Raw genomic sequence first — 22,521 nt, 5'->3', positions numbered from 1 at the left:
GCCCGCCCGGCGGTCCGTCGCCGGCCTCAGCTCCGGTCGCTGTGCTCGATCACGGCGCACAGGGTCAGCGGTCCCTTGTCGGGCGACACCATCGCCGAGCAGGTTACCCGTGCGCCGCCCAGATCGACGTTGCTGTGGCGCAGCTTGGTGGCGACGGCCTGAGCCTTATGGGCGGCCTCCGTGATCACCGCGGCGTCGATGCCGGTCACCGCGTGGCCGGCCTGGCCGAACAGCGTGTAGTAGCTCTCCGGCGGGTTCGCGCCGCGGTACTGCGCGCCCACCGACGACAGGGCGGGCATCCCGCAGGCGAGGGTCAGGGTCATGTCGGGCCCTGCCGTGAAGCTGGCGTAGTCGCTTCGGCGTTCGGAGGCCTTGGCCTCCGTCTCGGCCGTGACCTTGTCGATCAGGGCGTCACAGGATTCCGCGCGGGCGGACCCGTGGCCGGCCGCGAGGGCTGAGACGATCAGGACGGGAAGGAGCGCGCGCATCCCGGCGAGGTAGCGCGGCGATGCCGGGCTGACGAGCGGCGCGGCGTTCCGGCGCGGGCACAGCGGACCGCACGCTGTCGCGACCGCGATGAGGGACGCAATTCACGGTCTCCTGAGCTTCGGCGACCCGGGGCCATCGCTGGAGCGGCCATCTCCGCGGCGAGCGATGGCGCCATCGCCAACCTAACATGCGACGACGAAGCCGCTGGCGGCTTCAATGACCGCTACGGCATTCCAAAGTTCCGCAGACGGATCTGGTCTTCCGAGCGGCCGTTGGTTACGGGACGGGACCGACGGGCTTCATCGGATTCCGGGTTCCGCTGCATGGCCCCGGGATGACGCGACGAAGGCTGGAGCGGCCACGCGAGGCCCGCACGAGGCGACCGCAAGCCTCAGGCGCGATGGCGCATTCAGGTGCCCGTCCCCGCCGTTTCGCTCGAGCCGAGCTCCAGCAGAACGATCTCCGGCGGCACGCCGAAGCGGACCGGGATCCGGCTCATGCCGAATCCGCCGGACACGATCATGTGCCGTCCATCCTGGACGACGTGACCGTAGGAGTAGTCGCGGCCGTGGACCTTGCGGATCGCCGGCGAACGGCCGAACAGTCGCACCTGTCCACCATGCGTGTGCCCGGACAGGGTCAGCGCCACGCGGTCGGGCAATTCACGGAAGATGTCGGGCTCGTGGGCCATCAGGATCACCGGCGCCGAATCGGTGACCGCCGCCAGCGTGCGCGGCACGTCGGCGAAGCTCACCCATTCCCACATCTTCTGGAACGGCTGCTGATCGGCCAAGCCCGCGATCCAGAAGGGCCGGCCGTCCTTGACCAAGCGCACGGCCTGATTCTCCAGAACCGGGATGCCGCGTGCCTCCAGGATGCGCTTCACGGCCGGCGTCCCGCGTCCGGAGAGCTGGACGCCCGCGTCGTCCCACCAATCGTGGTTGCCGAGGATCGCGTGGGTGCCGAGAGGCGCCTTCAGGCCCTCGACGATCCGGGCGAAGTCGGTGAGCGGCAGCTTGCGCCACGCGATCCGCCCAGCCGGGTAGTCGCCGAGCATGAGGATGAGATCGGGCTTTAGCGCGTTGGTGGCGTCGACGATCTCCGCCACCCGGTCAAAGGGCATGAACGGCTCGCACACGTGGAAATCCGCCAGCACCGCCACGCGCAGGGTGAGCGCCGGATCCCAGTTCGGCAGATCCGGCGCGTAGGGTGTCACGACCAGCCGGTGCAGCGGCTCGACGTCGAAGGCGTAGACGCCAGTCGCAGCCATCAGGCCGGCGCCGGCCCCCAGACCCGTCAGGAACTGCCGTCGACTCGGCAGGATGAGCATCGCGATGGTCCCGTGGCGTCTGGATTTGGCGGAGATCCGTCTGGGCGCGCAGTCCGGCGAAACCGGGGCGGACGCGCGATACGGTCCAGCCAGACACGGGCATGGTTCAGAAAGTCTTGAATTCGGCCGCACAGCATGGCTTGGCGCGGCAGGCGGTCTATAAGACGTGTCTGTTCGCGCGAGCTGATCCGGAACCCCATGTTGAACCGCCCCCTGCGCATTGGAACCCGCGGCTCCCCGATGGCGCTCGCGCAGACCGGGATGGTGCGTGACCAAATCGTGGCGGCCAATCCGGGGCTCGAGACCGAGCTCGTGGTCGTCACCACGGTGGCCGACAAGATCCTGGACCGCCCGCTCTCCGAGATCGGCGGCAAGGGCCTGTTCACCAAGGAGCTGGAGCAGGCGCTGTTCGCCGGCGAGGTCGACGTGGCCGTCCATTCCATGAAGGACGTGGAGACCTGGCTTCCCGAAGGCCTGACGATCGCCTGCATCCTCGAACGCGACGACCCGCGCGACGCCTTCCTGTCGCCGCACGCGGACGGTCTGGCGGGCCTGCCCGAAGGCGCACGCGTCGGCACGTCGTCCCTGCGCCGCGGCGCGCAGGTCCTGATGCGGAGGCCGGACCTCCGCGTGGTTCCGCTGCGCGGGAACGCCAACACACGGATGCGCAAGCTCGAAGCGGGTGAGTGCGATGCGACGCTCCTGGCGCTCGCCGGCCTCCAGCGCCTCGGCCTCGAGAGCATGGCGCGCAGCGTCCTGCCGGTGGAAGAGATGCTGCCGGCCGTCGCGCAAGGGGCGCTCGGGATCGAGTGCCGATCGGACGATGCCCCGATCCGCGACCTCCTCGCGCCCATCGCCTGCGCCCGTACCACCACGGCGATCTCGGCCGAGCGCGCGCTCCTGGCCGAACTCGATGGATCCTGCCGCACGCCGATCGCCGCCCTGGCGCGGATCGCGGGCGGGAAACTGTCGCTCGACGGCCTGTTGTTCCTGCCGGACGGCAGCCGGCACTGGGCCGTCTCCCGCGACGGATCGGTGGCGGACGCGGAGCGGATCGGCCGCGATGCCGGCGCCGCCTTGAAGGCGGCGGCCGGGGACACTTACGCCCGCCACCTCCAGTGAGGCTGAGCCGATGCCGCCGGTGACCCTGGTCGACGTGTTCACCCACCAGGGACGCGGCGGCAACCCGTGCCCGGTCGTCTCGCGGGCCGACGGCCTCGACGCGGAGTCCATGCGGGCGGTCGCGGCGCAGTACGGCCACGAATCCGGCTTCGCCCTGCCCGCCGGGGACGGCGCGCACGATCTGCGGTTCCGCTTCTTCGTACCCAATCACGAGATGGAGATGTGCGCCCACGCGGCGATCGGGACGCTCTGGGTGCTCGCCCGCGAGGGACGCCTGCCGGCCTCGCCGGTGCGGATCGCCACCGCCAGCGGGTCGGTGACCGGGTTCGTGGCGGCGCGCGGTAAGGGCCTGTGGTCGGTCTCGATCACGCAGCCGGCCGGTGGCCTCCGGTTACTCGATGCCGGGCAGGACGAGGCGGTCCTGGCCGCCCTCGGGATCGGGCCCGAGATGCTGGCCGAGCGGCCGATCCGCAACGCGGTCACGTCACGGGTGAAGACGCTGGTGCCGATGCGGGACGCCGCGGCGCTGAACGCCCTCACGCCGGACCCCAATGCCGTCGAGGCCGTCTGCACGGGTATCGGCTCGACCGGGTTCTACCCCTACGCCGTGCTGGACGAACCGGACCGTGCGTTCGAGGCGCGCCAGTTTCCCCGCGCCTCCGGGTATCCCGAAGATGCGGCCACCGGGATCGCGGCGGCGGCCCTGGCCTTCGGGTTGCTGGAGGACCGCCTCGTCACCGCGGAGGACCGGCCGATCCGCATCCTCCAGGGCCGGGCCATGGGCCGGCTTTCGGAGATCCGCGTCCGCCTCGGCTTCGCGGACGGCCACCCGATCGGCTGCCTGCTGGAGGGCGACGTGGCACTCGGCACGGTAGACGCGTAGAGCCACGCCCGCATCTCTGGGGCGGCATCCCGGCTCGACGGAGGCGTGCGGATCGCAGGCACGGCCCCGAAGGCGATCGTCAGCGACGGGGACATCCAGCACGATGAAGACGCAGAAGCAGAAAATGCTGGCCGGCGAACTCTACATCGCCGACGATCCGGAACTCGCAGCCGACAACGGTCGCATCTCGGCTTGGCTGGACCGCTACAACGCCACGAGCACGCGGACCCAGCCGGAGCGTCAGGCGCTCCTGGAGGAGGCCTTCGCCAGCGTCGGGGAGGGCTGCAACATCCGCCCGCCCTTCCACTGCGATTACGGCTACAACATCAGCCTCGGCCGCGGCGTGTTCCTGAACTTCAACTGCTGCATCCTCGACGTGGTCTCGGTCACGATCGGCGACCTGACGCAGATCGGCCCGGCCGTGCAGATCCTGACGCCCGATCACCCGCGCGATCCGGTCCAGCGCCGGCAGATGCTGGAATTCGGCCGCCCTGTGGTGATCGGCGCGAATGTCTGGATCGGCGGCGGTGCCATCATCCTGCCGGGTGTGACGATCGGGGACGACGCCATCATCGGCGCCGGCAGCGTGGTCACGCGCGACGTCCCGGCCGGCGCCACGGTCATGGGCAATCCGGCCCGGCCGAAACCGTGATCCCGGAGGCGCGCTGACGGCCGCCGGCGATGCGGCCGCCACTTGGCACGGAGCGAAAGCAACAGGTCGGCGGGTCATCGCTGCGCGGCATGCGCGAGGGATGAATGCCTTCGACGGTAGCGGAAGACCGCAGGCCTACCCATCAAAGCCGAGGCTGAGGCCGGGATCAGCGGACGGCCCCGGCGAGATCCAGCGGCCAGTTCGGCCACGACGTGGCGAGATCGCCCTGGTGGAGCGGCATCCGCGCCGTGTCCGGTAAGGCCTAAGTGAAATCGCCGTCGACGTCGAGGGCGGCTCCGGTGTAGCGGGACACGGGCCCGTCGACGGCCCGGCTGCGGCAACCGGCTGATCGGCGCGGCGTCGCGGGTGGTCGAGGTGGGCAGACCGGAGCGCCCTATCAATCCGGCTTGCGGTCACGGTCGCGCCGGATGCTCCGGCGAACCGACACCAGCTGCCAGAGGCCCAATCCGAACACGACTGCGAAGGCCAGACCGAGATCGAGGGCTGCGAACAGGCCATCGCTCATGCCGGGTCCTCACGACGGCGCCGACCGGCCGAACGCCTCCCGCTCCCGCATCCGCTCGATCAGGTCCAGCACGTGCACGACGCGGCCGCCCACGTCCCACCAGGGTCGCAGGGCGGAGCGCTCGCGCGCCACGCCGAGGGGCTGAGACGTCACCGCGGCGATCAGGAACGCCGCCGCCGGAAGCGCCGGCGCCGTGGGATCGGTTGAGTCGAAGCTTTTGCGGGTCGCACGAAGGATCAGGGCCAGCTTCCGCCCCGAGCCGACCCGCGCGCGTGCCGTGACGGAATCATGTCCCTGTGCGGCGACGATGTGCCCGATCTCGGCGTAGATCAGGCTCGCCGCGCGGATCGCAGGCCGGCAGGGGGGCGGGAGCGCCGCGATGCCGGCATCCGCCCGGGCATAGAGGCGATCCGCCTCGGCGAGGAGCCGCGCGACGATGCCGGCCAGGGCCGGGCTCGGCCGCGGATCGGCCAGGAAGGCGTCCGGATCGAGCCCCGCCTCGACCATCCAGTCGAGGGGCAGGTAGAGCCGCCCCATTCGCGCGTCCTCGCCCACGTCGCGGGCGATGTTGGTGAGCTGCATCGCGGCGCCGAGGTCGCAGGCTCGGGCGAGCGCGGCCGGCCCGCGAGCGCCCATGATCAGCGCCATCATCGCCCCCACGGAGCCGGCGACCCGCGCCGCGTAGGCGTGGAGGGCGTCGAGATCGGCGTAGCGCCGTCCCTCCGCGTCCCAGGCGAACCCCTCGATCAGGGCACGCGGCAGCGCCTCGGGGATCGCGTAGGTGCCCACGACTTCCGCGAAGGCGCGGTCGGCGTGCGTATCGGCCGGCCGACCCGCGTAGGCGCGGCCGACCCGGTCGGCGAGGCGTGCCACCGCGTCGCGCCGGTCGGCGGGGTCCGCGGCCTCGTCGACGAGGTCGTCGGAGAGACGGCAGAAGGCGTAGAGGCCATAGGCAGCCTCGCGCACTTCGCCCGGGAGCAGCCGCCCGGCGGCGTAGAAGCTCTTGGAGCCGACGCGGATCGCGGCGCGGCAGGCGGTACGGTCGGCCGCAGCAGCGAATTCAGGCGGTAACGCGGGCATCGGGGACCACGCTGTCGAGGATGCGGGCAGAGGAGAGAACGCCGGGCAGGCCGGCGCCCGGATGGGTCCCGGCGCCGACCAGATAGAGGTTGCGCACGGCGCTCGACCGATTGTGCGGCCGGAACCACGCCGATTGCGTCAGCACCGGCTCCAGGCCGAATCCGGAACCGCGGTAGCTCTGGAAGTCATCCTGGAAATCCTGCGGCGTCGTCACCAGCGAGGTGACGATGGACGCGGACAGGCCCGGCATCACGCTGGCTTCCAGGATCCGGGCGATCCGCTGCCGGTACGGCTCCGCCAGCGCCCGCCAGTCCTGGCCGCCCGCGAGATTCGGCACCGGCGCCAGCACGTAGAACGCGTCGCATCCCGGCGGTGCGAGGCTCGGATCGGTGGCCGTGGGACGGTGCAGGTAGAGGCTCGCATCCTCGGCGAGCACCTTCCGGTCGAAGATGTCGGCGAGCAAGCCGCGGTAGCGCGGTCCGAGCATGATCGTGTGGTGATCCACCTCGGAATAGCGGCGCTTGGTGCCGAAATACCAGACGAACAGGCCCATCGAGGAGCGGGTACGGCGGAGGCGGCCGGGACTCCAGCGCTGGGTTTCCGGCAGGAGCCGGGCGTGCGTCACCGCCGAATCCGCGTTCGAGACCACGAGATCGGCCGCGACGGTCTCGCCGCTGGCCAGCTCGACGCCGGTGGCGGCGCCATGTTCGACGCGGATGCGGGCCACATCGACGCCCAGGCGGACCCGCCCGTTCTGGCGACGGATCAGCCGCACCAGCCCATCGACCAGCTGCCCGGTGCCGCCCAGGGCGAAATGCACGCCCCAGCGCCGTTCCAGATCGGCAATGAGGCAGTAGATGGCGCTCGCGCGGAACGGGTTTCCGCCGATCAGCAGCGGGTGGAAGCTGAACACCGTCCGCAGCCGCTCGTCGCGGATGAAGCGGGCCACCACGTCGTAGACCGAGCGGTGCCCGGACAGGCGCAGCAGGTCGGGGGCGATCTTCAGCATCGACGTGACGCTGCCGAACGGCACGTGGCCGAGCTGCTCGAAGCCGATGCGGCAGACCGCCCGGCTATGGGCCATGAAGCGCTCGTAGCCCACCACGTCGTCGGGCGCGAAGCGGGCGACCTCGGCGCGCATCCGGTCCGGGTCGCCGCTATAGGCGAAGGACGCGCCGTCGGCGAAGCGGATCCGGTAGAAGGGATCCATCGGCACCAGCGTCACGTCGTCGGAAAGGCGTCGACCGGCGAGCGTCCAGAGCTCCTCGAACAGCTGCGGGGCCGTGACGATCGTGGGTCCCGCGTCGAACGTGAAGCCGTCCTGCCGGTGAACCCGGGCGCGCCCGCCCGGCTGTTCGAGCCGCTCCAGCACCGTCACGCGGTAACCGCGGGCGCCGAGGCGAACTGAGGCGGCAAGACCACCGAAGCCGGCCCCGATAACCACCGCGTGCGGTCGCGGGTCGGTCGTCTGCGCCTGCCGGTGGTCAACCGCTAGTGTCAACATGAGTTGACACTAGCGCGACGGTTTCGTGCCGCGCAAGATCGAAAAGTGCGGCCGTCCGGATCCGGATGATCCGTGGCGTCGCTCGGACGCGATCGGACCCGCGTGACGGCCCCGTTGCGCGATTGCCATGCGCCTCAGAAAACGCGTGTTTGCGCGGCGATATCCGGCCCGGAGGAGGCTATAGGCCTTCGCGAGTTGCGCATTAATTGGGGATCAGGAAGCGAGATGGACGGTGGCGGCAAGACCATCTTCGTGGCGGGCCACCGGGGGATGGTGGGCTCCGCGATTGTGCGTCGCCTGCGCGAACTCGGGCACGGGCGGATCTTGACCGCCGATCGCGGCGCGCTGGACCTCCTCGACCAGGCGGCGGTCCTCCGGTTCTTCGGCGAACACCGGATCGATCAGGTGTATCTGGCCGCCGCCAAGGTTGGCGGGATTCATGCCAACAACACCTATCCGGCCGAGTTCATCCACGAGAACCTGCTGATCCAGTCGAACCTCATCCACGCCGCGCACGTGGCCGATGTGGACCGGCTGCTGTTCCTCGGCTCCTCCTGCATCTACCCGAAGCATGCCGAACAGCCGATGCGCGAGGATGCGCTGCTCACGGGCGTGCTGGAGCCGACCAACGAGCCCTACGCCATCGCCAAGATCGCCGGCATCAAGATGTGCGAGAGCTACAACCGGCAGTACGGGCGCCGCTACCGCAGCGTCATGCCGACCAACCTCTACGGGCCGAACGACAACTTCCACCCCGAGAACGCCCACGTCCTCCCGGCGCTGATGCGGCGCCTGCACGAGGCGAAGGCCGCCAGCAGCCCGGCCGTCACCGTCTGGGGGACCGGCCGCGCCATGCGGGAATTCCTGCACGTGGACGACATGGCCCGCGCGAGCGTCTTCGTGATGGAGATGGACGACGCGGTCTACGCCCAGAACACCCGGCCGGACCTGTCGCACATCAACGTCGGGACCGGCGAGGATTGCACCATCCGGCAACTCGCCGAATCGCTGGCGCGGGTGATCGGGTACGAGGGTGCGCTGGAGTTCGACTCCAGCAAGCCGGACGGCACGCCGCGCAAGCTGATGGATGTGTCCCGCCTGCGGACCATGGGCTGGCGGCCGGAGATCGACCTGGAAGACGGCCTCCACCAGACCTACCGCTGGTTCCTGGAGAACAACGCGACGCTCCGGCGCTGACCGGCGCGGCCGCGGGACGGTCCGGGCATCCGACGCCCCGACCGCGATCGATCATCCGCACCGAGAGGATCCGCATCATGGCCCAGGGGCCGGCTGACGAGAGCGAGCACGCGCGGCGGCAGAAGTTCCTGAAGAACTTCCGGAGCTTCGACGCCAACATCCGTTTCCCCGCGCCCTACGTGCAGTTCGCCGGGAAGCCCCAGGCGAGCATGGCGGAAACCGGCTGGCGCTACGACGCACTCGGCTACCGCAACGACGTGCACGTGCAGCCTCGGTCCGCCGGGGAGTCGCTGCGGATCTTCGTGGTCGGGGACAGCACGCTGGTCGACGGCCAGACTTTTGCCGACACGGTCCCCGGCCGCCTCGAATCGGGGCTCAAGCAGGTCCACGGTCCCGGGTCGCGCGTCCACAATTTCGGCGTGACCTCGGCCTGCCTGAACCAGATGATCGCGCTGGTCACGACGCGGCTGATGGATCTGGAGCCGGACGCGATCCTGATCGTCGGCGGATCCACCGACATCTTCCAGCCCTGGAGCTTCGATCCGCGCGCGGGCTATCCCTACAATCACTTCGCCACCGAGTGCCTCTACGACTTCGTCTTCGACCCCCGAAAGGAGGGCGGGGACGCACCCGAGTTGTCCTACGAGCGGCTGCAGGAGATGATCTTCGGCCGCCTCGAAAATCTGCGGGCGCTGACTCACTGGCAGTCGGACATCTGGGAATGGGAGGTCGTTCGGCAGTTCGAGCTGGGGCTGAAGCGCCTGGCGCGCCTCGCACCGGGGATCGGAGCGCCGATCCGCTTCGTCCTCCAGCCGAGCGTGGTCCGCAAGGTCGAGCGGGCGGGCGACGAGGCGGGAGCCGCCTCGGGCGAGTTCCTGGCCTATCTCGACCGGCAATACGGGCGCTTTGAGGGTGTCCTCGACCGGCTCGGCTCCGAGTTCGCGGCAGATGCCCCCTTCGCGGTCCGCGATCTCAGCCGGCTCTTCGCGGAGGACGCGCATCCGCTGTTCACCGACATCGTGCATCTCAACGGGGAAGGCCGGCAGCGGATGGCCGACCGGCTCCAGCAGGAGGTGGCCGACATCCTCGGCACGTCGGTCGGACCGGCCGCCTAGGGCCGTGAACGGGCCGATCGTCTTCATCGGGGATTCGATCACCGAGCTCTGGGGCTTCCACCGGGCGGCGACCTTCGAGGCCTACGACCTGATTCCCCGGGGCGGTTCCGGCGAGACGGCGCGCTGGATCACCATGCGGTTCCGCCGCGACCTCGAGGAGACCGGCGCCACGGGCGTGCATCTCCTCTGCGGCATCAACGATATCGGCCGCAATGAGGGGGCGTTCGTCCCCGCCGAGGAGATATGCCGGATCCTCGCCGGCATGCTCGATGAGGCGCGGGCCCTCGGCGTTGCCGCCTGGATCGGCGCGATCATGCCGGCGGCGCGCATCCCCTGGAATTCGGAGGTGCGGGACGCGCCGGCGATGATCGCCGCCGTGAACGCGTGGCTGCGCGACCACGCGCACGCGCACGGCGCGGTCTTCATCGACTACCACGCGGTGCTGGCGACCGGGGACGGAGCGTTGCGGGAGGAATACGGTACCGACGGGCTGCATCTCAGTCCCGCCGGCTACGCTGCCATCGAGCCGTTGATGCTCTCGGCCCTGGGACGGATCCCGCCGATGGCGGCACCGGTGCCGAAGCCGTCCACAGGCCGCCGCGCCGGCATCGCCATCGCGGCCGTTCTGGCGGCCCTGGCGGCGCTGATCCTCGGTACCCGCTGAAAGTCCAAGCGCGTGCGGTCGGCGGTGCTAGGGCGGGTCGCGGAGCGCGTCGCGTCCAACTGCGCCGCCGCGTCCCCGATCCGCCGGTCAGCCCCGGCCGGTCTGCCGCCCGGGCCTCTGATCGACCTTCGACCCGGGCCGCTCGACCTTGCGCTGGTGCTTGCCGGCGCGCGGGCTCGCGAAGCCCTTGGGGCCGCCGGGGCGGCCCTTGCGCTCGGCCGGTGCCACGTCGCCGGTGAGCGCCTCGATCTGGATCTCCGGCGAGCCGTTGCGCGCGAAGGCGTCGGCGAAGCGCGCCGCCGCGTTGCCCCGGACCTCGAACTTGGTCTCACTGTCGAAGATCCGGATTGCACCGATCTCCTGGCGGTCGACGCCGCCCCGGCGTGTCAGCATCGGTAGCAGGCGGCGCGGATCGGCGTTGTCGCGCCGACCGAGATTGAGCCGGAACCACACGGCGGGACCCATGGCGGCGATCCGCTCCGGATCCATTGGATCGTAGGGCGGCCGCTCGCCCCGGGGGGCGCGCCCCTCGCCGGGATCGCTAACCTCCTCGGGGGCCGGGAGGCGGGTGCGATAGACGCGGGCCAGGAGCGCGGCGAGTTCTTCCGGACTCTTGCCGGCCAGCAGCGTCTCGGCCAGCGCGACATCCTCCTCGGCCGGAGGCTCGGCGAAGAGCGGGTCGGAGAGCATGCGCTCGCCGTCGAGGCGACGGATTTCGTCGGCCGAGGGCGGGCCCGACCACTCGGGGCTGATCTTGGCGAGGGCGAACATCTGCTCGGCGCGCCGGCGACGGGAGTTCGGGATCAGGAGCACCGAGGTGCCCTTGCGGCCGGCACGGCCGGTGCGCCCGCTGCGGTGCTGCATCACCTCGGCGTCGTGCGGAAGGTCGGCGTGGATCACGAGGCTCAGGGACGGCAGGTCGATGCCGCGGGCGGCCACGTCGGTGGCGACGCAGACCCTGGCGCGGCCGTCGCGCAGGGCCTGGAGCGCGGCATTGCGGTCGCCCTGACCGAGTTCGCCCGACAGCGCGACCACGGAGAAGCCCCGCTCGGTCAGGCTCGCCTGGAGATGGCGGACGGCGTTGCGGGTGTTGCAGAAGACCATGGCGGTCTTGGCATCCGCCTCGCGCAGCAGGTTGAGCACCACGTGCTCGGTCTCCCGCGGCATGATCCGCACCGCCCGGTAGGCGATGTCGGCGTGCCCCCGAGTCTCACCCTTGATGGCGAGGCGGAGGGCACCGTGCTGATACCGTTCGGCCAGCGCCTCGATGCCCTTCGGCAGCGTGGCGGAGAACAGGTAGGTCGCCCGCTCCGGGGGCGTGGCCGAGAGGATGAACTCGATATCCTCGCGGAAGCCGAGATCGAGCATCTCGTCGGCCTCGTCGAGGACAACCGCCCGCAGCGCCGTCGGGTCGAGGTTGCGGCGCTCGAGGTGGTCGCGCAAGCGACCGGGCGTGCCCACGACGATGTGGGTGCCCTCGGCCAGCATCCGGCTCTCCCGCCGTGGATCCATGCCGCCGACGCAGGCCGCGACGCGGCCGCCGGCGGCGCCGTAGAGCCAGGACAGCTCGCGCTGGACCTGGAGCGCGAGTTCCCGCGTCGGGGCGATCACCAGGGCGAGCGGGGCGGCCGGCGGCGCCAGCATCTCCGCCTCGCCGATCAGGATGCTCGCCATGGCGAGACCGTACGCGACGGTCTTGCCGGAGCCGGTCTGAGCGGAGACGAGAAGGTCGCGGGAGCCGGCGGCCGCCTCGAGCACCGCGGCCTGAACCGGGGTGGGGTCCGCGTAACCGCGGTCGGCTAGAGCCCGCGCGAGGGGGGCGGGCAGGGTCGGGAAAGGCAAGTTCTGAGGACTCTCAACAGCCGCGCCGCGCCCGGCAGCGCGCCATCGCGCGGCGGGGGAATCAGACGCCGGACTTTATTCGGGTGTCGTAAGGGTAACGCGTTGCGAGCCGGCTGACCACTCCCGCCGCAGCATGGGGCGGTTGCACCCGCTCGATCCACAGTGTGGGGACCCCGTCGTCGACGGATTCGCGGTCGTATGACGGGCTGTAGACCCGACTGATCATGGCAGTGCACTGAAGGCGGCCCGAGCCAGCGCGCCCGCGTGAGCGGGGTGCAGCCGGAATGCTTCCCTGTGCGCGCAGGGACAGGGGAGCCGACTCCGTCGCGGCGGCCTGCTAAGGCACGGTCCAGGATCGCCCCTTCCCGGCCGCGCCGCGACCCGACTGGAGTACAGCCTCGTCATGATCGCAGCCCTTCGGGTGGGGACAGCCTGGGCGACGGTCCTCGCCTTCGCGTGGTTCGGCAAGGCGTGGCTCGGCGACCTGTCGCAGCCGCTCTTTGCCGGCGTCCTGTTCGCAGGGCTGCTCGCCGTCATCGTCTGGGCGGCTTTCGGAGTGGTGCACGAAGCGGAGGAGTTGGCGCACCTTCTCGGCGAGCCGTTGGGCACCCTCGTGCTGACGCTCTCCATCGTCATCATCGAGGTGGCGCTGATCTCCGCCGTGATGCTCTCGGCCAAGGACGCGCCCACGCTGGGACGCGACACGATGTTCGCGGTCCTGATGATCGTGCTGAACGGCGTGGTGGGTCTCGGCCTCCTCGTCGGCGGCCTGCGCCACCACCAGCAGCGCTACAACCTCCAGGGGGCCTCGGCCTTCCTCTCGGTGATCATCCCGCTGACCACCATCGCGCTGATCATCCCGAACTTCACCAGTTCCACGAGCGACGGCACGCTGACGACGGTCCAGGCGGTGACGTTCTCGGTGTTCACGCTCGCCCTCTACGGCGCGTTCCTGCTGATCCAAACGGGCCGTCACAGCGAGTTCTTCCTCGACGCCGAAGCCCGGGAGACGTCCGAACCCGAGAGCGCCTCCGGAGCGGTGTCGCGCGGCAGCGTCGCCAAACATGTTGGCTTGCTGCTCGCCAACGTCCTGCCGATCGTCATCCTGGCCAAGAGCCTCGCGGTGATCCTCGATCACGGGATCGCGGCCCTGGGTGCCCCATCGGCGCTGGGCGGCGTCCTGATCGCCGCCATCGTGTTCACCCCCGAGGGCATCTCGGCGCTCAAGGCGGTGGCCCGCAACGAGCTTCAGCGGGCGATCAACCTGTGCCTCGGCGCGGCGACCTCGACGGTCGGTCTCACCGTGCCGGCGATCCTGGCCATCGGCCTGCTCACCGGTCAGACGGTGGTGCTGGGGCTGAAACCGACCGAGATGACGCTGCTCGCCGTGACACTCATCCTCAGCGCCCAGACCTTCTCGGGCACGCGCACCACGGTCCTGGAGGGCGCGGTGCACCTCGTGCTGTTCTTCGTCTACCTTGTCCTGATCTTCAGCCCCTGACGGGAGGGTCGTCGGACGGCTTCGGCTGCCGCGGCCCGGCCCATCGCCGCACGGTCGGGACCCGACCCCGGCATTCAGGCGCCGAAGCGTTCGGTGCGGATCAAGCCGGGCGCGACACCGGCCGCCATGATCAGGTCGGACGCCGCGGCGACGAACCGGTTCGAGCCGCAGAGAAACACCTTCCCGGGTGCGCCGATCCGGGTCAGGGCGCCGGCGACGAGGGCGGCGTCGATCCGCTTGCCGCCGGGCTCGCGCGTCGCCGCCAGATGCAGGGAGACCTGGGGATCGGTCGCGGCGAGCTGCTCCAGTTCGGCGAGCGCGATCATCTCCGCGTGGGTCCGGGCCGAGTAGATCAGGGCCGCCGGGATCGCCCGCCAGTGCTGCGCCCGGCGGCGGAGCATCGCCAGCAGCGGCACCACGCCGGACCCGCCGCCCCCCAGGAGCAGCGGCCCGCCATCGGGTCCATCCCAGGAGAACGAGCCGCCGATCGGACCTCGCATCTCGACCCGGTCGCCCACGTCCGCGCATTGCGAGAACCAGCCGGAGACCTCGCCGTCCGGCAGAGCCTCGATCATCAGCTCGAAGGTGCCGCTGCCGTCCTGCGCCGAGGCGATCGAGTAGCTGCGCTGGGCCTGATAGCCGTCCTCGGCGGTGAGGCGGACATCGACGTGCTGCCCGGCGCGATAGGTCTGCGCGAGGGCGCAGCGCAGCCGAACGCTCTTCACGTGGGGGGTGACGGGCGCGATCGCGGTGATCTCGGCCTGGTGCCAGCGAAAGACGATGGGCTCAATCACCGATGTAGCGCTGCTCACGCCAGGGATCCCCGTACATGTGGTAGCCGCGCAGCTCCCAGAAGCCGGCGGTGTCGGTCTGGGTGAAGCGCAGGCCCTTCAGCCATTTGGCACTCTTCCAGAAGTAGAGATGCGGTACGAACAGCCGCGCCGGTCCGCCGTGATCCGGATGGATCGGCTCCCCGGCGTAGCGGGTCGCCACCAAAGCACGCCCGCCGACGAGGTCGGCCACCGGCACGTTGGTGGTATAGTCGTCGTAGGATTCCGCCAGAAGGAAGCCGGTCGGCGCGGCGATGCCGGCATCCGCCAGCAGGTCGTCGAAGCTGACGCCCTCCCACGTCGTGTCGAACTTCGACCACTTGGTGACGCAGTGGATGTCCCCATGCCACGTCGTGCGCGGCAGCGCCTCGAACTCGTCCCAGCTCCATGCCTTGATCGGCCGGGATCCCTCGCGGATCGTGAACCGCCACGTGGCGCGATCAACGATCGGGTTCGGTCCGATCTGCAGGATCGGGAAGTCGTCCGTGAGATACTGGCCGGGCGGAAGGCGCGCGCCCGTCTCGGAGGGCTGCCTGCGCCCGACGAAGCCACGTGTCACCATGCCGGTCTCCGATCACCGCTGCCGGATCGGTTTGGTGCGGCGGAACACCCCACGTCAAGCCGGTATGTGCGGCCGAACAAACGCCCCAAAGCTCAGGCGTGCTAGCAGCAGGTGCCGATGATCGGCACGAATCGCCTGCTTTCAGGGGGATGTCATGAAGTACCTTCTCGCGACGAGCCTTGTCGTCGGGAGCCTCGCCACTCTCGCGCCAGCCGCCCAGGCCCGCGACGGGATCGGTGCCGGCGGCGCGGCTGCCCTCGGCGTGCTCGGCGGCCTAGCCGTCGGCGGTGCCATCGCGTCGGCCAACAACGGCTACTACCCGGGTCGCCCGGTCTACCGTGCCCCGCCGCCCGTCTACGTGGAAGAAGATTACGGCCCGGTCTGCCACTTCGAGCGCCGCCGGACCGTCGACGCCTACGGCGACGTCTACGTCCGCCGCGTCCGCGTCTGCGAGTAGGCGGCCTCCGGGGTCGCCTCGGCGGCGCGTGCCGGCTTCAGGCGCTCGGCGCAGGCGATCCCGCAGAGTACCAGGGTCAGGGCGGCGGCTTCCGTCGTTCCGAACGGCTCGCCGACCAGCAGGACGGCGAGGAACGCGCCGAAGATCGGGACGAGGTTGACGAACAGCCCGGCCCGGTTCGGGCCGATCAGCTCGACGCCGCGCATGAAGAAGAGCTGCGCCAGCAGCGACGGCCCGAGGCCGACGAACGCCACCATGAGCCAGCCTTCCCGGTTCGGCCAGACGGCGTGCCCCGTCGCCCATTCGACCGCCAGCGGCGGCAGCGACGTCACGAGGGCGGCGAGCGCCATGGCGGCGAAGAAAGCCAGCGCCGGCACCTTCGGCCGCGTCGGCAGGAAGATCGTGTAGCCGGCGTAGAGCAGGCACGCGCCGAAGACGAGGACGTCCCCCCGGTTGAAGGCGAGGTTGGCGAGGACCGACCAGTCGCCGTGCGTGGCGGCCAAGCCCGCGCCGATCAGCGTCAGCCCGACACCCAACATCTGCCCGGCCGTGACCGGAACCCGGTACGCCAGCCGATTCAGGACGATCACCAGGACCGGGATCGCGCCCTGGAACAGAGCCAGATTGATCGCGCCGGTATGAACGCCGGCCGCGTAGAACAGGCAGTTGAAGCCCGTGTAGCCCAGCCCGCCCATCAGCAGGATGCGCAGCCAGTACGGGCGCAACTGCGGCCACGCGGCCGCGAGCCGGCGCGCGGCGAAGGGCATGAGCACTGCGCAGGCGAAAGCCCAGCGCAGCGTCGTGATCACCTGAGGGGACACGTGGCCCGGCGCCCAGCGACTGGTGACCGCATTGCCGGCCCAGAGGAGCGCCGTGACGGTGAGCAGCAGATAGGCGGACGTGGCCGAAGAAGCCCGGAACGCGGGCTTCGATCTCAACGGCGTCGGAACTGGCCGCCGCGCACGGGAGGACGCGGACCGGAGGAACGCTCGTCCTTGTGGCGGAACACGAGGCGTCCCTTCTCCAGGTCGTAGGGCGACATCTCGACCGTCACCCGGTCGCCCGCGAGCGTCTTGATGCGGTTCTTCTTCATCTTGCCAGCCGTGTAGGCCACGATCTCGTGGCCCTGGTCGAGCTGCACGCGGTAGCGCGCATCCGGCAGGATCTCGATCACGAGACCGTCGAACTGCATCAATTCTTCTTTCGCCATGCACCTTCTCCAGTCGGACCGTCCGGCAGCAGGCGTTCCGGCAATGCGTGTTCGGCTGTCATCGAGCTCGGGAAACGCCGCAGGGCGCGGATCCGATCCGACGGATCGCCCGCGCCAGCTCAGCAGCACCGCACGCATGTAGTCGCCGCGGGAACCGGCGGCAAGTCACGGCGGCGACAGCCTTTCCGTCATCGACATGAATCGACGCGATTCATGGGGCGGCAACCTCGTTGCCGGCGTAGTCGAGGCGCCCGTCCGGGCTTCGTCGCCAGATCCTCAGGACGATCGGGCTGCCGGTCCGGTCGCCACGCGCATCGAACCCTACGGGACCGAGAAGCGTGCGCATCGGCCCGGCCCGCAGGGCGTCGGCCACCGAGCGGCCATCGGCGATCCGTCCGGTCTTCGGGTCGGCGGCACGGGCCCGCTCGACGGCCTCGGCCAGGATCTGCACCGCCGCGTAGGCGCCGGAGGCCACGCTGTCCGCCTCGGAACTCCTTGCCGACGACCGGACACCGCGGACCTCCGGCAGGCGCGGTGGATCCGGTGACAGGGTCATCACGGTCCCCTCTCCCAGGGCGCCGGCCGCGGTGGCGAAGCCGGGATCGAGGATGCCATCGCTCGCCACCAGCGTCGCGGCGAGGCCGGCATCCCGCATCGCGTGGAGCAGGATCGCGGCTTCCGGGGCGAGGCCGCCGAAATACACCGCGTCGATCCGCGCCGCCTTCAACCGGGCGACGAGCTCGGACAGATCCCGCGTGCCGCGGGCAAACCCGTCGAACAGCACCTCGGGCGTGCCGGCCTCCTTCAGCCGGGCTGCCACCGCCTCGGCGAGGCCGCGACCGAAGGTCGAGCGATCGTTCAGGATGCCGATCCGGCGACCGGCGAACGCCCGTGCCAGGTAGGCTCCGGCCGCCTGACCCTGCTGCGCGTCGCTCGGGCTCAATCGAAACAGGTTCCAGAGGCCCCTGCCGGTGAGCGGCGCATAGGTTGCGGCGGATGTCACCGACACGGTGCCGGCATCCTCGTAAACGGGTGCGGCAGAGGCGACCGCGCCGGATTCGAACGGCCCGACCACGAGGCGCACGCCGTCGGCGGCGAACTTCCTGGCCACCGCCACGGCCTGCCGGCCCTCGCCCGCATCGTCGGCCGGGACGAGCACCCAGCGCGGGCGCCCCCCGGCGGCCCGATTGAGATCGATCACCGCCTGCTCGGCGCCCTGCCGAAGCCCCTGCCCGAAGGCCGCGTCTGGCCCGGTCAACGGCGCGGACAGACCGATCCGCACCGGCGCCTGTGCGCTGGCCGGGGCGACGGCAAGAAGGCCCGCGACGATCAGGGTGAGGCGACGGATCATGGCGACATTCTAAGGCCTGGAGCGCGCGTTTCGGAAGGGCCGCGGCGGTGGTGAAACCGGATCGTTGAGCGGATCGGGATGCTGATGCGCGCGGCGGCGCTGGCAAGCGGGCGCGATGTGCGAAATAAGGGCGCTGGCTCGGCTTGTCGCCGGGCGTGCCGGGGCGCCAGCGCGTCGCCGACGAAGACCCTCTGGGACGATTGACGATCATGACCTCGCTGTTCGCCGGCATCCAGGACGCGCCGCTCGATCCGATCATGCGCCTGTTCGAGGCCTTCAACGCCGATCCGAGCCCGAAGAAGCTCAACCTCGTGGTCGGCGTCTATACGGATGCGGACGGCAAGGTGCCGCGCCTACGCGCCGTGCAGACGGCGGAGAAGCGCTGGATCGAGAAGGGTCTGCCGAAGACCTACCGGCCGATCGAGGGCACCAAGCCGTTCCGGGACGCGGTCCAGGCGCTGCTGTTCGGCGCCGGCGCCCCCATTCTGTCGCAGAACCGCACGGCGACGCTCCAGAGCATCGGCGGCACAGGCGCCCTGAAGACCGGCGCGGACATCCTCGCCAAGCTCTACCCGGACGCCACGGTGGCGGTGAGCAACCCGAGCTGGGAGAACCACAAGGCCCTGTTTACCCAGGCCGGCTTCACCGTGGTGGACTATCCCTACTTCTCGGCCGAGACCGGGGGCGCCGACTACCCGGCCATGAAGGCTTACCTTCGGGATCTTCCCAAGGGCTCGATCGTCGTGCTGCACGCCTGCTGCCACAACCCGACCGGCGCCGACCTCACCATCGACGAATGGCGCGACCTCGTCCCCCTGATGGCGGAGCGCGGCCTCGTGCCGTTCCTCGACATCGCCTACCAGGGCTTCGGCAACGGTCTCGACGCCGATGCCGAGCCTGTGCGCCTGTTCGCCGAGTCGGGTCAGGAATTCCTGGTGGCGTCCTCCTTCTCCAAGTCGTTCTCGCTCTACGGCGAGCGCGTCGGCGCCCTGACCATCGTGGCCGAGAATCCGAGCGCGCGGGCGAAGGTCGAGGCGTTCGCCAAGCGCCTCGTCCGGGCGAGCTACTCCAACCCGCACACGCACGGGGCGGCCATCGTCGAGATCGTTCTCACCGATCCGGAGCTGCGCGCCGACTGGGAGCGGGAGCTCGCCGAGATGCGCGACCGGATCCGCGCCATGCGCGAGCGCATGGCCGACAGCCTGCAGCAGCGCCACCCCGAGCGCGGCTTCGACGCCATCAAGGTTCAGAAGGGCATGTTCTCCTACACCGGTCTGAGCCCGGCCGAGGCCACCCGCCTTCGTGAGGAGCACGAGGTCTATGCGCTGGAGACCGGCCGGATCTGCGTGGCGGCGGTCAACTCTCACAACATCGATCACGTCATCGACGCGATCGACGCCGTGGTGAAGGGCTGAACCGATGGCGGCCCTCAAGCGCGTTTGCCGGTTCAACGTGTGGATCAATCCGATCTTCGACGAGCGATTGAGGGCCGAATCCGACATCGACCTGCAGGTGGGTGACCTGCGGGGGCCCGAGAGCGCCCTCCAGGCGCTGCTCGAGCAAGCTCACGTCTTCCACGTCTCCCCGGCACGGGACGAGCTGCCGCGCCGGTGGCACGTGACGGACGATCTGCTCTCCTCCTGCCCGAATCTGCTCGCCGTCTCGTCGGGCGGTGCGGGCTTCGACACGGTGGATGCCGCCGCCTGCACGCGCGCCGGCGTCGCGGTGGTCAATCAGGTGGGCGGCAACGCCCGCTCGGTGGCGGAGCTGGCGATCGGCCTCATGCTCGCCGTCTCACGCAAGATCTGCGTCTCGGATCGCCTGCTCCGAACGGCGCGGGGTTTCTCGCGGGAATCGCTGATGGGTCACGAGATCGGCGGCTTGACCCTGGGACTGGTCGGGATCGGGCATACCGGTCGCGAAGTGGCCAAGCTCGCCCGCGGCTTCGACATGCGGGTCCTGGCCTACGATCCTCTGCTGACGTCGGACGAGATCAGGGCGCGCGGCGCGGAGCCGGTGGATCGGGCGCGGCTGCTAGCCGAATCCGACATCGTCTCCCTGCACTGCCCCCTCGACGACACCACCCGCGGCAGCTTCGACGCGCAGGCCTTCGCGGCGATGAAGCCGGGTGCGCTCTTCGTGACGACCGCCCGGGGCGGCGTGCACGACGAGGCCGCGCTCGCCGCGGCGCTGACATCCGGGCACTTGGCCGGTGCGGGCCTCGACGTCTGGGCGCCGGAGCCGCCGCCCCTCGACTCGGCGCTGCTCAAGCTCGACACCGTTGTGGCGACCTATCACACCGCAGGAGTCACCCACGAGGCGCGCCGCAACGTGGCGGCTTGGGGGGCCGAGCAGGTCATCGGCATCCTCAAGGGCGAGCGGCCGCCGCGCCTCGTCAATCCGGAGGTCTGGCCGGCAGTGTTGGAACGCCGGGCGCGGCTGCTGGGCTGAGCGGCCCGCGGCGGTATCGCCGAGCTTGGCAGCCCTCTAGGGTTCACAGCGATCGCTCATGGCGAGGTACCGCGCGGTAGTCCCGCGGGACATCTCCAGCCGGCCACGCGATCCCCGGCGGCCTTCACCGCGCTCCGATGCCTCCGAAGGCCACCGGGGATCAGGTGTCCCGGTCCCCTGGCAGCCCCGCTAGGTCGCCGATCGCATCCAGCCGAGCCCCGCGTCGGTCCCGGATTCGGGATGATACTCGCACCCGACGAGGCCGTGGTAGCCGACCTCCTCCAAAGCCTCGAAGATCGGATCGAACGCGATCGTCCCGGTACCGGGCTCGTGCCGGCCCGGATCGTCGGCGATCTGGACGTGAGCGATGAGCGGCGCGTGCGCCCGGATCAGCGCGGCCGGGTCGTGACCCAGGCAGACGCAGTGATAGGCGTCGAACAGGAGCTTGACGTTATCGCGGCCGATGGCCTCGATCGCCTGCACCGCGACCAGCGGATCGTCGATGACGTAGTCGGCGATCGAACCCGGCCCGATCGGCTCCACGATCACCGTCATGCCGCGTGCCTTGGCGGCGTCGGCCGCGAAGGCAAGGTTGTCGAGGTAGGTATCCCAGAGGCGTGACTGCTCGACGCCGGCCGGCCGCACCCCGGCCATCGGATGAACCATGCGGCAGCCGAGCCGGGCGACGTAATCGAGCGTCGGCTCGATGGTCGAGCGGTAGTACTCTATCTTGTCGGGTAGTGCGGCGAAGCCCTTCTCGCCCTTGGCGGCGTCACCGGCCGGGAAACCCGTCTGGACCAGCGGCACGCCCGCCCGTTCGAGCCACCCCGCCACCTCCGGCGCCGGCGTCGCGAACAGGTTCGGATGTTCGACCGCCCTGAAGCCGGCGCGCGCGGCGGCCGCGAAACGCTCGGCGAGCGGCAGCTCCGTGAAGAGGAAGCCGCAATGGCCGCTCAGGCGGTTCTTGAAGGCACCGAGCTTCATGGTTCAGGCGCTCCTGCCGGTTTCGATCATCGCGCGCATCCGGTCCACGGCCGCGTGCGGCGCCGTGAGCACGGGGATCGACACGGCCTTCCGAACCGCTTCGGCCGCCCGCGACGTGGAGAAATGCGCCAGCATGATCGCGTCGCACTCGGCCAGTTCCGGCGCCCGCTCGGCGATCAGTCGATTGTGGGTCTCGGCGTCACCGGCGCGCAGGCGCGTCATGGCTTCGTCGACCAGGATCGTCCGCAGGGTCGCCGGGCGGCCGGACTGACCCACGAACTCCTCGAACTCGTCGGTCATGGTACCGATCGATGGCCCGAAGGTCGCCAACATGCCGATGCGTTCGCCCTGGGCGATGGCCGCGCGAAACATCGCCTCGTTGGGCTTCAGCACCGGCACAGGCACGTCCTCGATCAACCGGTCGATGGCCGGTCCGAAGGCCGAGCAGGTGATCAGGATGCCGTCGGCGCCCATGTCGTGGCCGTAGCGACCGAAGCGCACGAAGCGCTCGATCATGCCCTCCGAGATCTCGCCGGGCTCCCGCGCGCGATCGAGGGACAGGCCGTCGTCGAGGAGATTGACGATTTCCGCTTCAGGCCAGCGCTCGGAAAACGCGGTCTGGATCGGCGCCATGGCGACCGGCGTCGCGTGCAGGAGGACGATGCGGGGGGCCATGCTGCGTCTCGGGTTCGGTACGCCGGCCGCGAACCCGCGCCGACGATCAACTTGTAAGCGATTTCAAAACGGGAGCAAGATAGCGCCGGCTGTGGC

23 protein-coding genes are annotated in these 22,521 nt (G+C 70.3%); 10 read left to right on the top strand and 13 right to left on the bottom strand.

Annotated features, from left to right (window positions below):
* Positions 1 to 26: 26 nt before the first annotated feature.
* Both MKK82_RS22250 and MKK82_RS22245 read right to left on the bottom strand, forming a co-directional pair.
* Positions 27 to 488 carry an ABC transporter ATPase gene (locus MKK82_RS22250; RefSeq protein WP_238285650.1) on the bottom strand — a complete coding sequence of 154 codons (462 nt, stop codon included), beginning with the start codon at positions 486 to 488 and terminating at the stop codon, positions 27 to 29.
* A 410-nt stretch (positions 489 to 898) separates the two neighbouring features.
* On the bottom strand, positions 899 to 1,819 hold the full coding sequence (locus MKK82_RS22245) for a metallophosphoesterase (RefSeq protein ID WP_238285651.1): 921 nt from the start codon (positions 1,817 to 1,819) through the stop codon (positions 899 to 901).
* A gap of 198 nt (positions 1,820 to 2,017) precedes the next feature.
* Here MKK82_RS22245 and hemC point away from each other — a divergent pair, with 198 nt between their 5' ends.
* The 3 genes from hemC to MKK82_RS22230 all read left to right on the top strand — a co-directional run bounded on the left by hemC (position 2,018) and on the right by MKK82_RS22230 (position 4,476).
* The gene (gene hemC / locus MKK82_RS22240; protein WP_238285652.1) at positions 2,018 to 2,941 is read left to right on the top strand and encodes a hydroxymethylbilane synthase; all 924 of its coding nucleotides are present in this window, start codon (positions 2,018 to 2,020) and stop codon (positions 2,939 to 2,941) included.
* A gap of 10 nt (positions 2,942 to 2,951) precedes the next feature.
* Positions 2,952 to 3,824, top strand: coding sequence for a PhzF family phenazine biosynthesis protein (locus MKK82_RS22235; RefSeq protein WP_238285654.1), 873 nt, complete (start codon positions 2,952 to 2,954; stop codon positions 3,822 to 3,824).
* Between the two features lie 103 nt (positions 3,825 to 3,927).
* Entirely contained in the window at positions 3,928 to 4,476 is a 549-nt protein-coding gene (locus MKK82_RS22230) for a sugar O-acetyltransferase (protein WP_238285656.1), read from the top strand.
* Between the two features lie 397 nt (positions 4,477 to 4,873).
* Here MKK82_RS22230 and MKK82_RS34050 read toward each other — a convergent pair whose 3' ends face one another.
* Genes MKK82_RS34050 through MKK82_RS22220 form a run of 3 tightly spaced genes read right to left on the bottom strand, consistent with a single transcriptional unit; the run spans position 4,874 to position 7,586 of the window.
* Positions 4,874 to 5,002, bottom strand: a complete 129-nt coding sequence (locus tag MKK82_RS34050) for a hypothetical protein (protein WP_279603211.1) — start codon at positions 5,000 to 5,002, stop codon at positions 4,874 to 4,876.
* Positions 5,003 to 5,011: 9 nt separating this feature from the next.
* Positions 5,012 to 6,082 (bottom strand): phytoene/squalene synthase family protein, encoded by a 1,071-nt coding sequence (locus tag MKK82_RS22225; RefSeq protein WP_243986879.1) that lies wholly within the window; start codon positions 6,080 to 6,082, stop codon positions 5,012 to 5,014.
* On the bottom strand, positions 6,063 to 7,586 hold the full coding sequence (locus tag MKK82_RS22220; protein WP_243986877.1) for a phytoene desaturase: 1,524 nt from the start codon (positions 7,584 to 7,586) through the stop codon (positions 6,063 to 6,065). Before MKK82_RS22220 ends, MKK82_RS22225 begins: the two co-directional genes overlap by 20 nt.
* A gap of 225 nt (positions 7,587 to 7,811) precedes the next feature.
* Between MKK82_RS22220 and MKK82_RS22215 the strand changes: the two genes are divergently transcribed.
* From MKK82_RS22215 to MKK82_RS22205, 3 genes are all read left to right on the top strand, one after another.
* A complete protein-coding gene (locus tag MKK82_RS22215) occupies positions 7,812 to 8,783 on the top strand; it encodes a GDP-L-fucose synthase family protein (RefSeq protein WP_238285659.1) in 972 nt (323 codons plus the stop codon).
* A 77-nt stretch (positions 8,784 to 8,860) separates the two neighbouring features.
* Positions 8,861 to 9,898 carry an SGNH/GDSL hydrolase family protein gene (locus MKK82_RS22210; RefSeq protein ID WP_238285660.1) on the top strand — a complete coding sequence of 346 codons (1,038 nt, stop codon included), beginning with the start codon at positions 8,861 to 8,863 and terminating at the stop codon, positions 9,896 to 9,898.
* Positions 9,899 to 9,902: 4 nt separating this feature from the next.
* Positions 9,903 to 10,562 carry a GDSL-type esterase/lipase family protein gene (locus tag MKK82_RS22205; protein ID WP_238285661.1) on the top strand — a complete coding sequence of 220 codons (660 nt, stop codon included), beginning with the start codon at positions 9,903 to 9,905 and terminating at the stop codon, positions 10,560 to 10,562.
* 87 nt (positions 10,563 to 10,649) lie between these two features.
* On the opposite strand, the gene MKK82_RS22200 is transcribed toward MKK82_RS22205, so the two are convergent.
* Positions 10,650 to 12,404, bottom strand: coding sequence for a DEAD/DEAH box helicase (locus MKK82_RS22200; RefSeq protein WP_238285662.1), 1,755 nt, complete (start codon positions 12,402 to 12,404; stop codon positions 10,650 to 10,652).
* Between the two features lie 403 nt (positions 12,405 to 12,807).
* Between MKK82_RS22200 and MKK82_RS22195 the strand changes: the two genes are divergently transcribed.
* The gene (locus tag MKK82_RS22195; protein ID WP_243986876.1) at positions 12,808 to 13,905 is read left to right on the top strand and encodes a calcium:proton antiporter; all 1,098 of its coding nucleotides are present in this window, start codon (positions 12,808 to 12,810) and stop codon (positions 13,903 to 13,905) included.
* Between the two features lie 74 nt (positions 13,906 to 13,979).
* On the opposite strand, the gene MKK82_RS22190 is transcribed toward MKK82_RS22195, so the two are convergent.
* Positions 13,980 to 14,717 carry an FAD-binding oxidoreductase gene (locus MKK82_RS22190; protein ID WP_238285664.1) on the bottom strand — a complete coding sequence of 246 codons (738 nt, stop codon included), beginning with the start codon at positions 14,715 to 14,717 and terminating at the stop codon, positions 13,980 to 13,982.
* Positions 14,692 to 15,297, bottom strand: a complete 606-nt coding sequence (locus tag MKK82_RS22185; RefSeq protein WP_238285666.1) for a sulfite oxidase-like oxidoreductase — start codon at positions 15,295 to 15,297, stop codon at positions 14,692 to 14,694. The genes MKK82_RS22190 and MKK82_RS22185 overlap by 26 nt, the downstream gene beginning before the upstream one ends.
* Before the next feature lie 154 nt (positions 15,298 to 15,451).
* On the opposite strand from MKK82_RS22185, the gene MKK82_RS22180 reads away from it, so the two are divergent.
* Complete coding sequence (locus MKK82_RS22180; protein WP_238285667.1) at positions 15,452 to 15,754, top strand: hypothetical protein; 303 nt, start codon at positions 15,452 to 15,454, stop codon at positions 15,752 to 15,754.
* On the opposite strand, the gene MKK82_RS22175 is transcribed toward MKK82_RS22180, so the two are convergent.
* The 3 genes from MKK82_RS22175 to MKK82_RS22165 all read right to left on the bottom strand — a co-directional run bounded on the left by MKK82_RS22175 (position 15,724) and on the right by MKK82_RS22165 (position 18,315).
* Complete coding sequence (locus MKK82_RS22175; RefSeq protein WP_238285668.1) at positions 15,724 to 16,692, bottom strand: DMT family transporter; 969 nt, start codon at positions 16,690 to 16,692, stop codon at positions 15,724 to 15,726. The genes MKK82_RS22180 and MKK82_RS22175 overlap by 31 nt on opposite strands.
* Complete coding sequence (infA, locus tag MKK82_RS22170) at positions 16,689 to 16,964, bottom strand: translation initiation factor IF-1 (protein ID WP_012320343.1); 276 nt, start codon at positions 16,962 to 16,964, stop codon at positions 16,689 to 16,691. The genes MKK82_RS22175 and infA overlap by 4 nt, the downstream gene beginning before the upstream one ends.
* Positions 16,965 to 17,175: 211 nt before the next feature.
* Positions 17,176 to 18,315: a branched-chain amino acid ABC transporter substrate-binding protein gene (locus MKK82_RS22165; RefSeq protein ID WP_238285669.1), complete on the bottom strand. Its 1,140-nt coding sequence runs from the start codon at positions 18,313 to 18,315 to the stop codon at positions 17,176 to 17,178.
* Between the two features lie 209 nt (positions 18,316 to 18,524).
* Here MKK82_RS22165 and MKK82_RS22160 point away from each other — a divergent pair, with 209 nt between their 5' ends.
* Complete coding sequence (locus MKK82_RS22160; RefSeq protein WP_238285670.1) at positions 18,525 to 19,730, top strand: amino acid aminotransferase; 1,206 nt, start codon at positions 18,525 to 18,527, stop codon at positions 19,728 to 19,730.
* Between the two features lie 4 nt (positions 19,731 to 19,734).
* A complete protein-coding gene (locus MKK82_RS22155; protein ID WP_238285671.1) occupies positions 19,735 to 20,766 on the top strand; it encodes a hydroxyacid dehydrogenase in 1,032 nt (343 codons plus the stop codon).
* Between the two features lie 189 nt (positions 20,767 to 20,955).
* Here the strand turns inward: MKK82_RS22155 and MKK82_RS22150 are convergent, their stop codons facing one another.
* Positions 20,956 to 21,750: a hydroxypyruvate isomerase family protein gene (locus tag MKK82_RS22150; protein ID WP_238285672.1), complete on the bottom strand. Its 795-nt coding sequence runs from the start codon at positions 21,748 to 21,750 to the stop codon at positions 20,956 to 20,958.
* A 3-nt stretch (positions 21,751 to 21,753) separates the two neighbouring features.
* The gene (locus MKK82_RS22145) at positions 21,754 to 22,425 is read right to left on the bottom strand and encodes an aspartate/glutamate racemase family protein (RefSeq protein ID WP_238285673.1); all 672 of its coding nucleotides are present in this window, start codon (positions 22,423 to 22,425) and stop codon (positions 21,754 to 21,756) included.
* Between the last annotated feature and the right edge of the window lie 96 nt (positions 22,426 to 22,521).

The organism is Methylobacterium sp. E-046 (assembly GCF_022829625.1).
In the GTDB taxonomy this organism is placed as follows: domain Bacteria; phylum Pseudomonadota; class Alphaproteobacteria; order Rhizobiales; family Beijerinckiaceae; genus Methylobacterium; species Methylobacterium longum.
The sequence above is the reverse complement of the archived record's forward strand: the minus strand, read 5'-3'. Positions and strand labels throughout refer to the sequence as shown.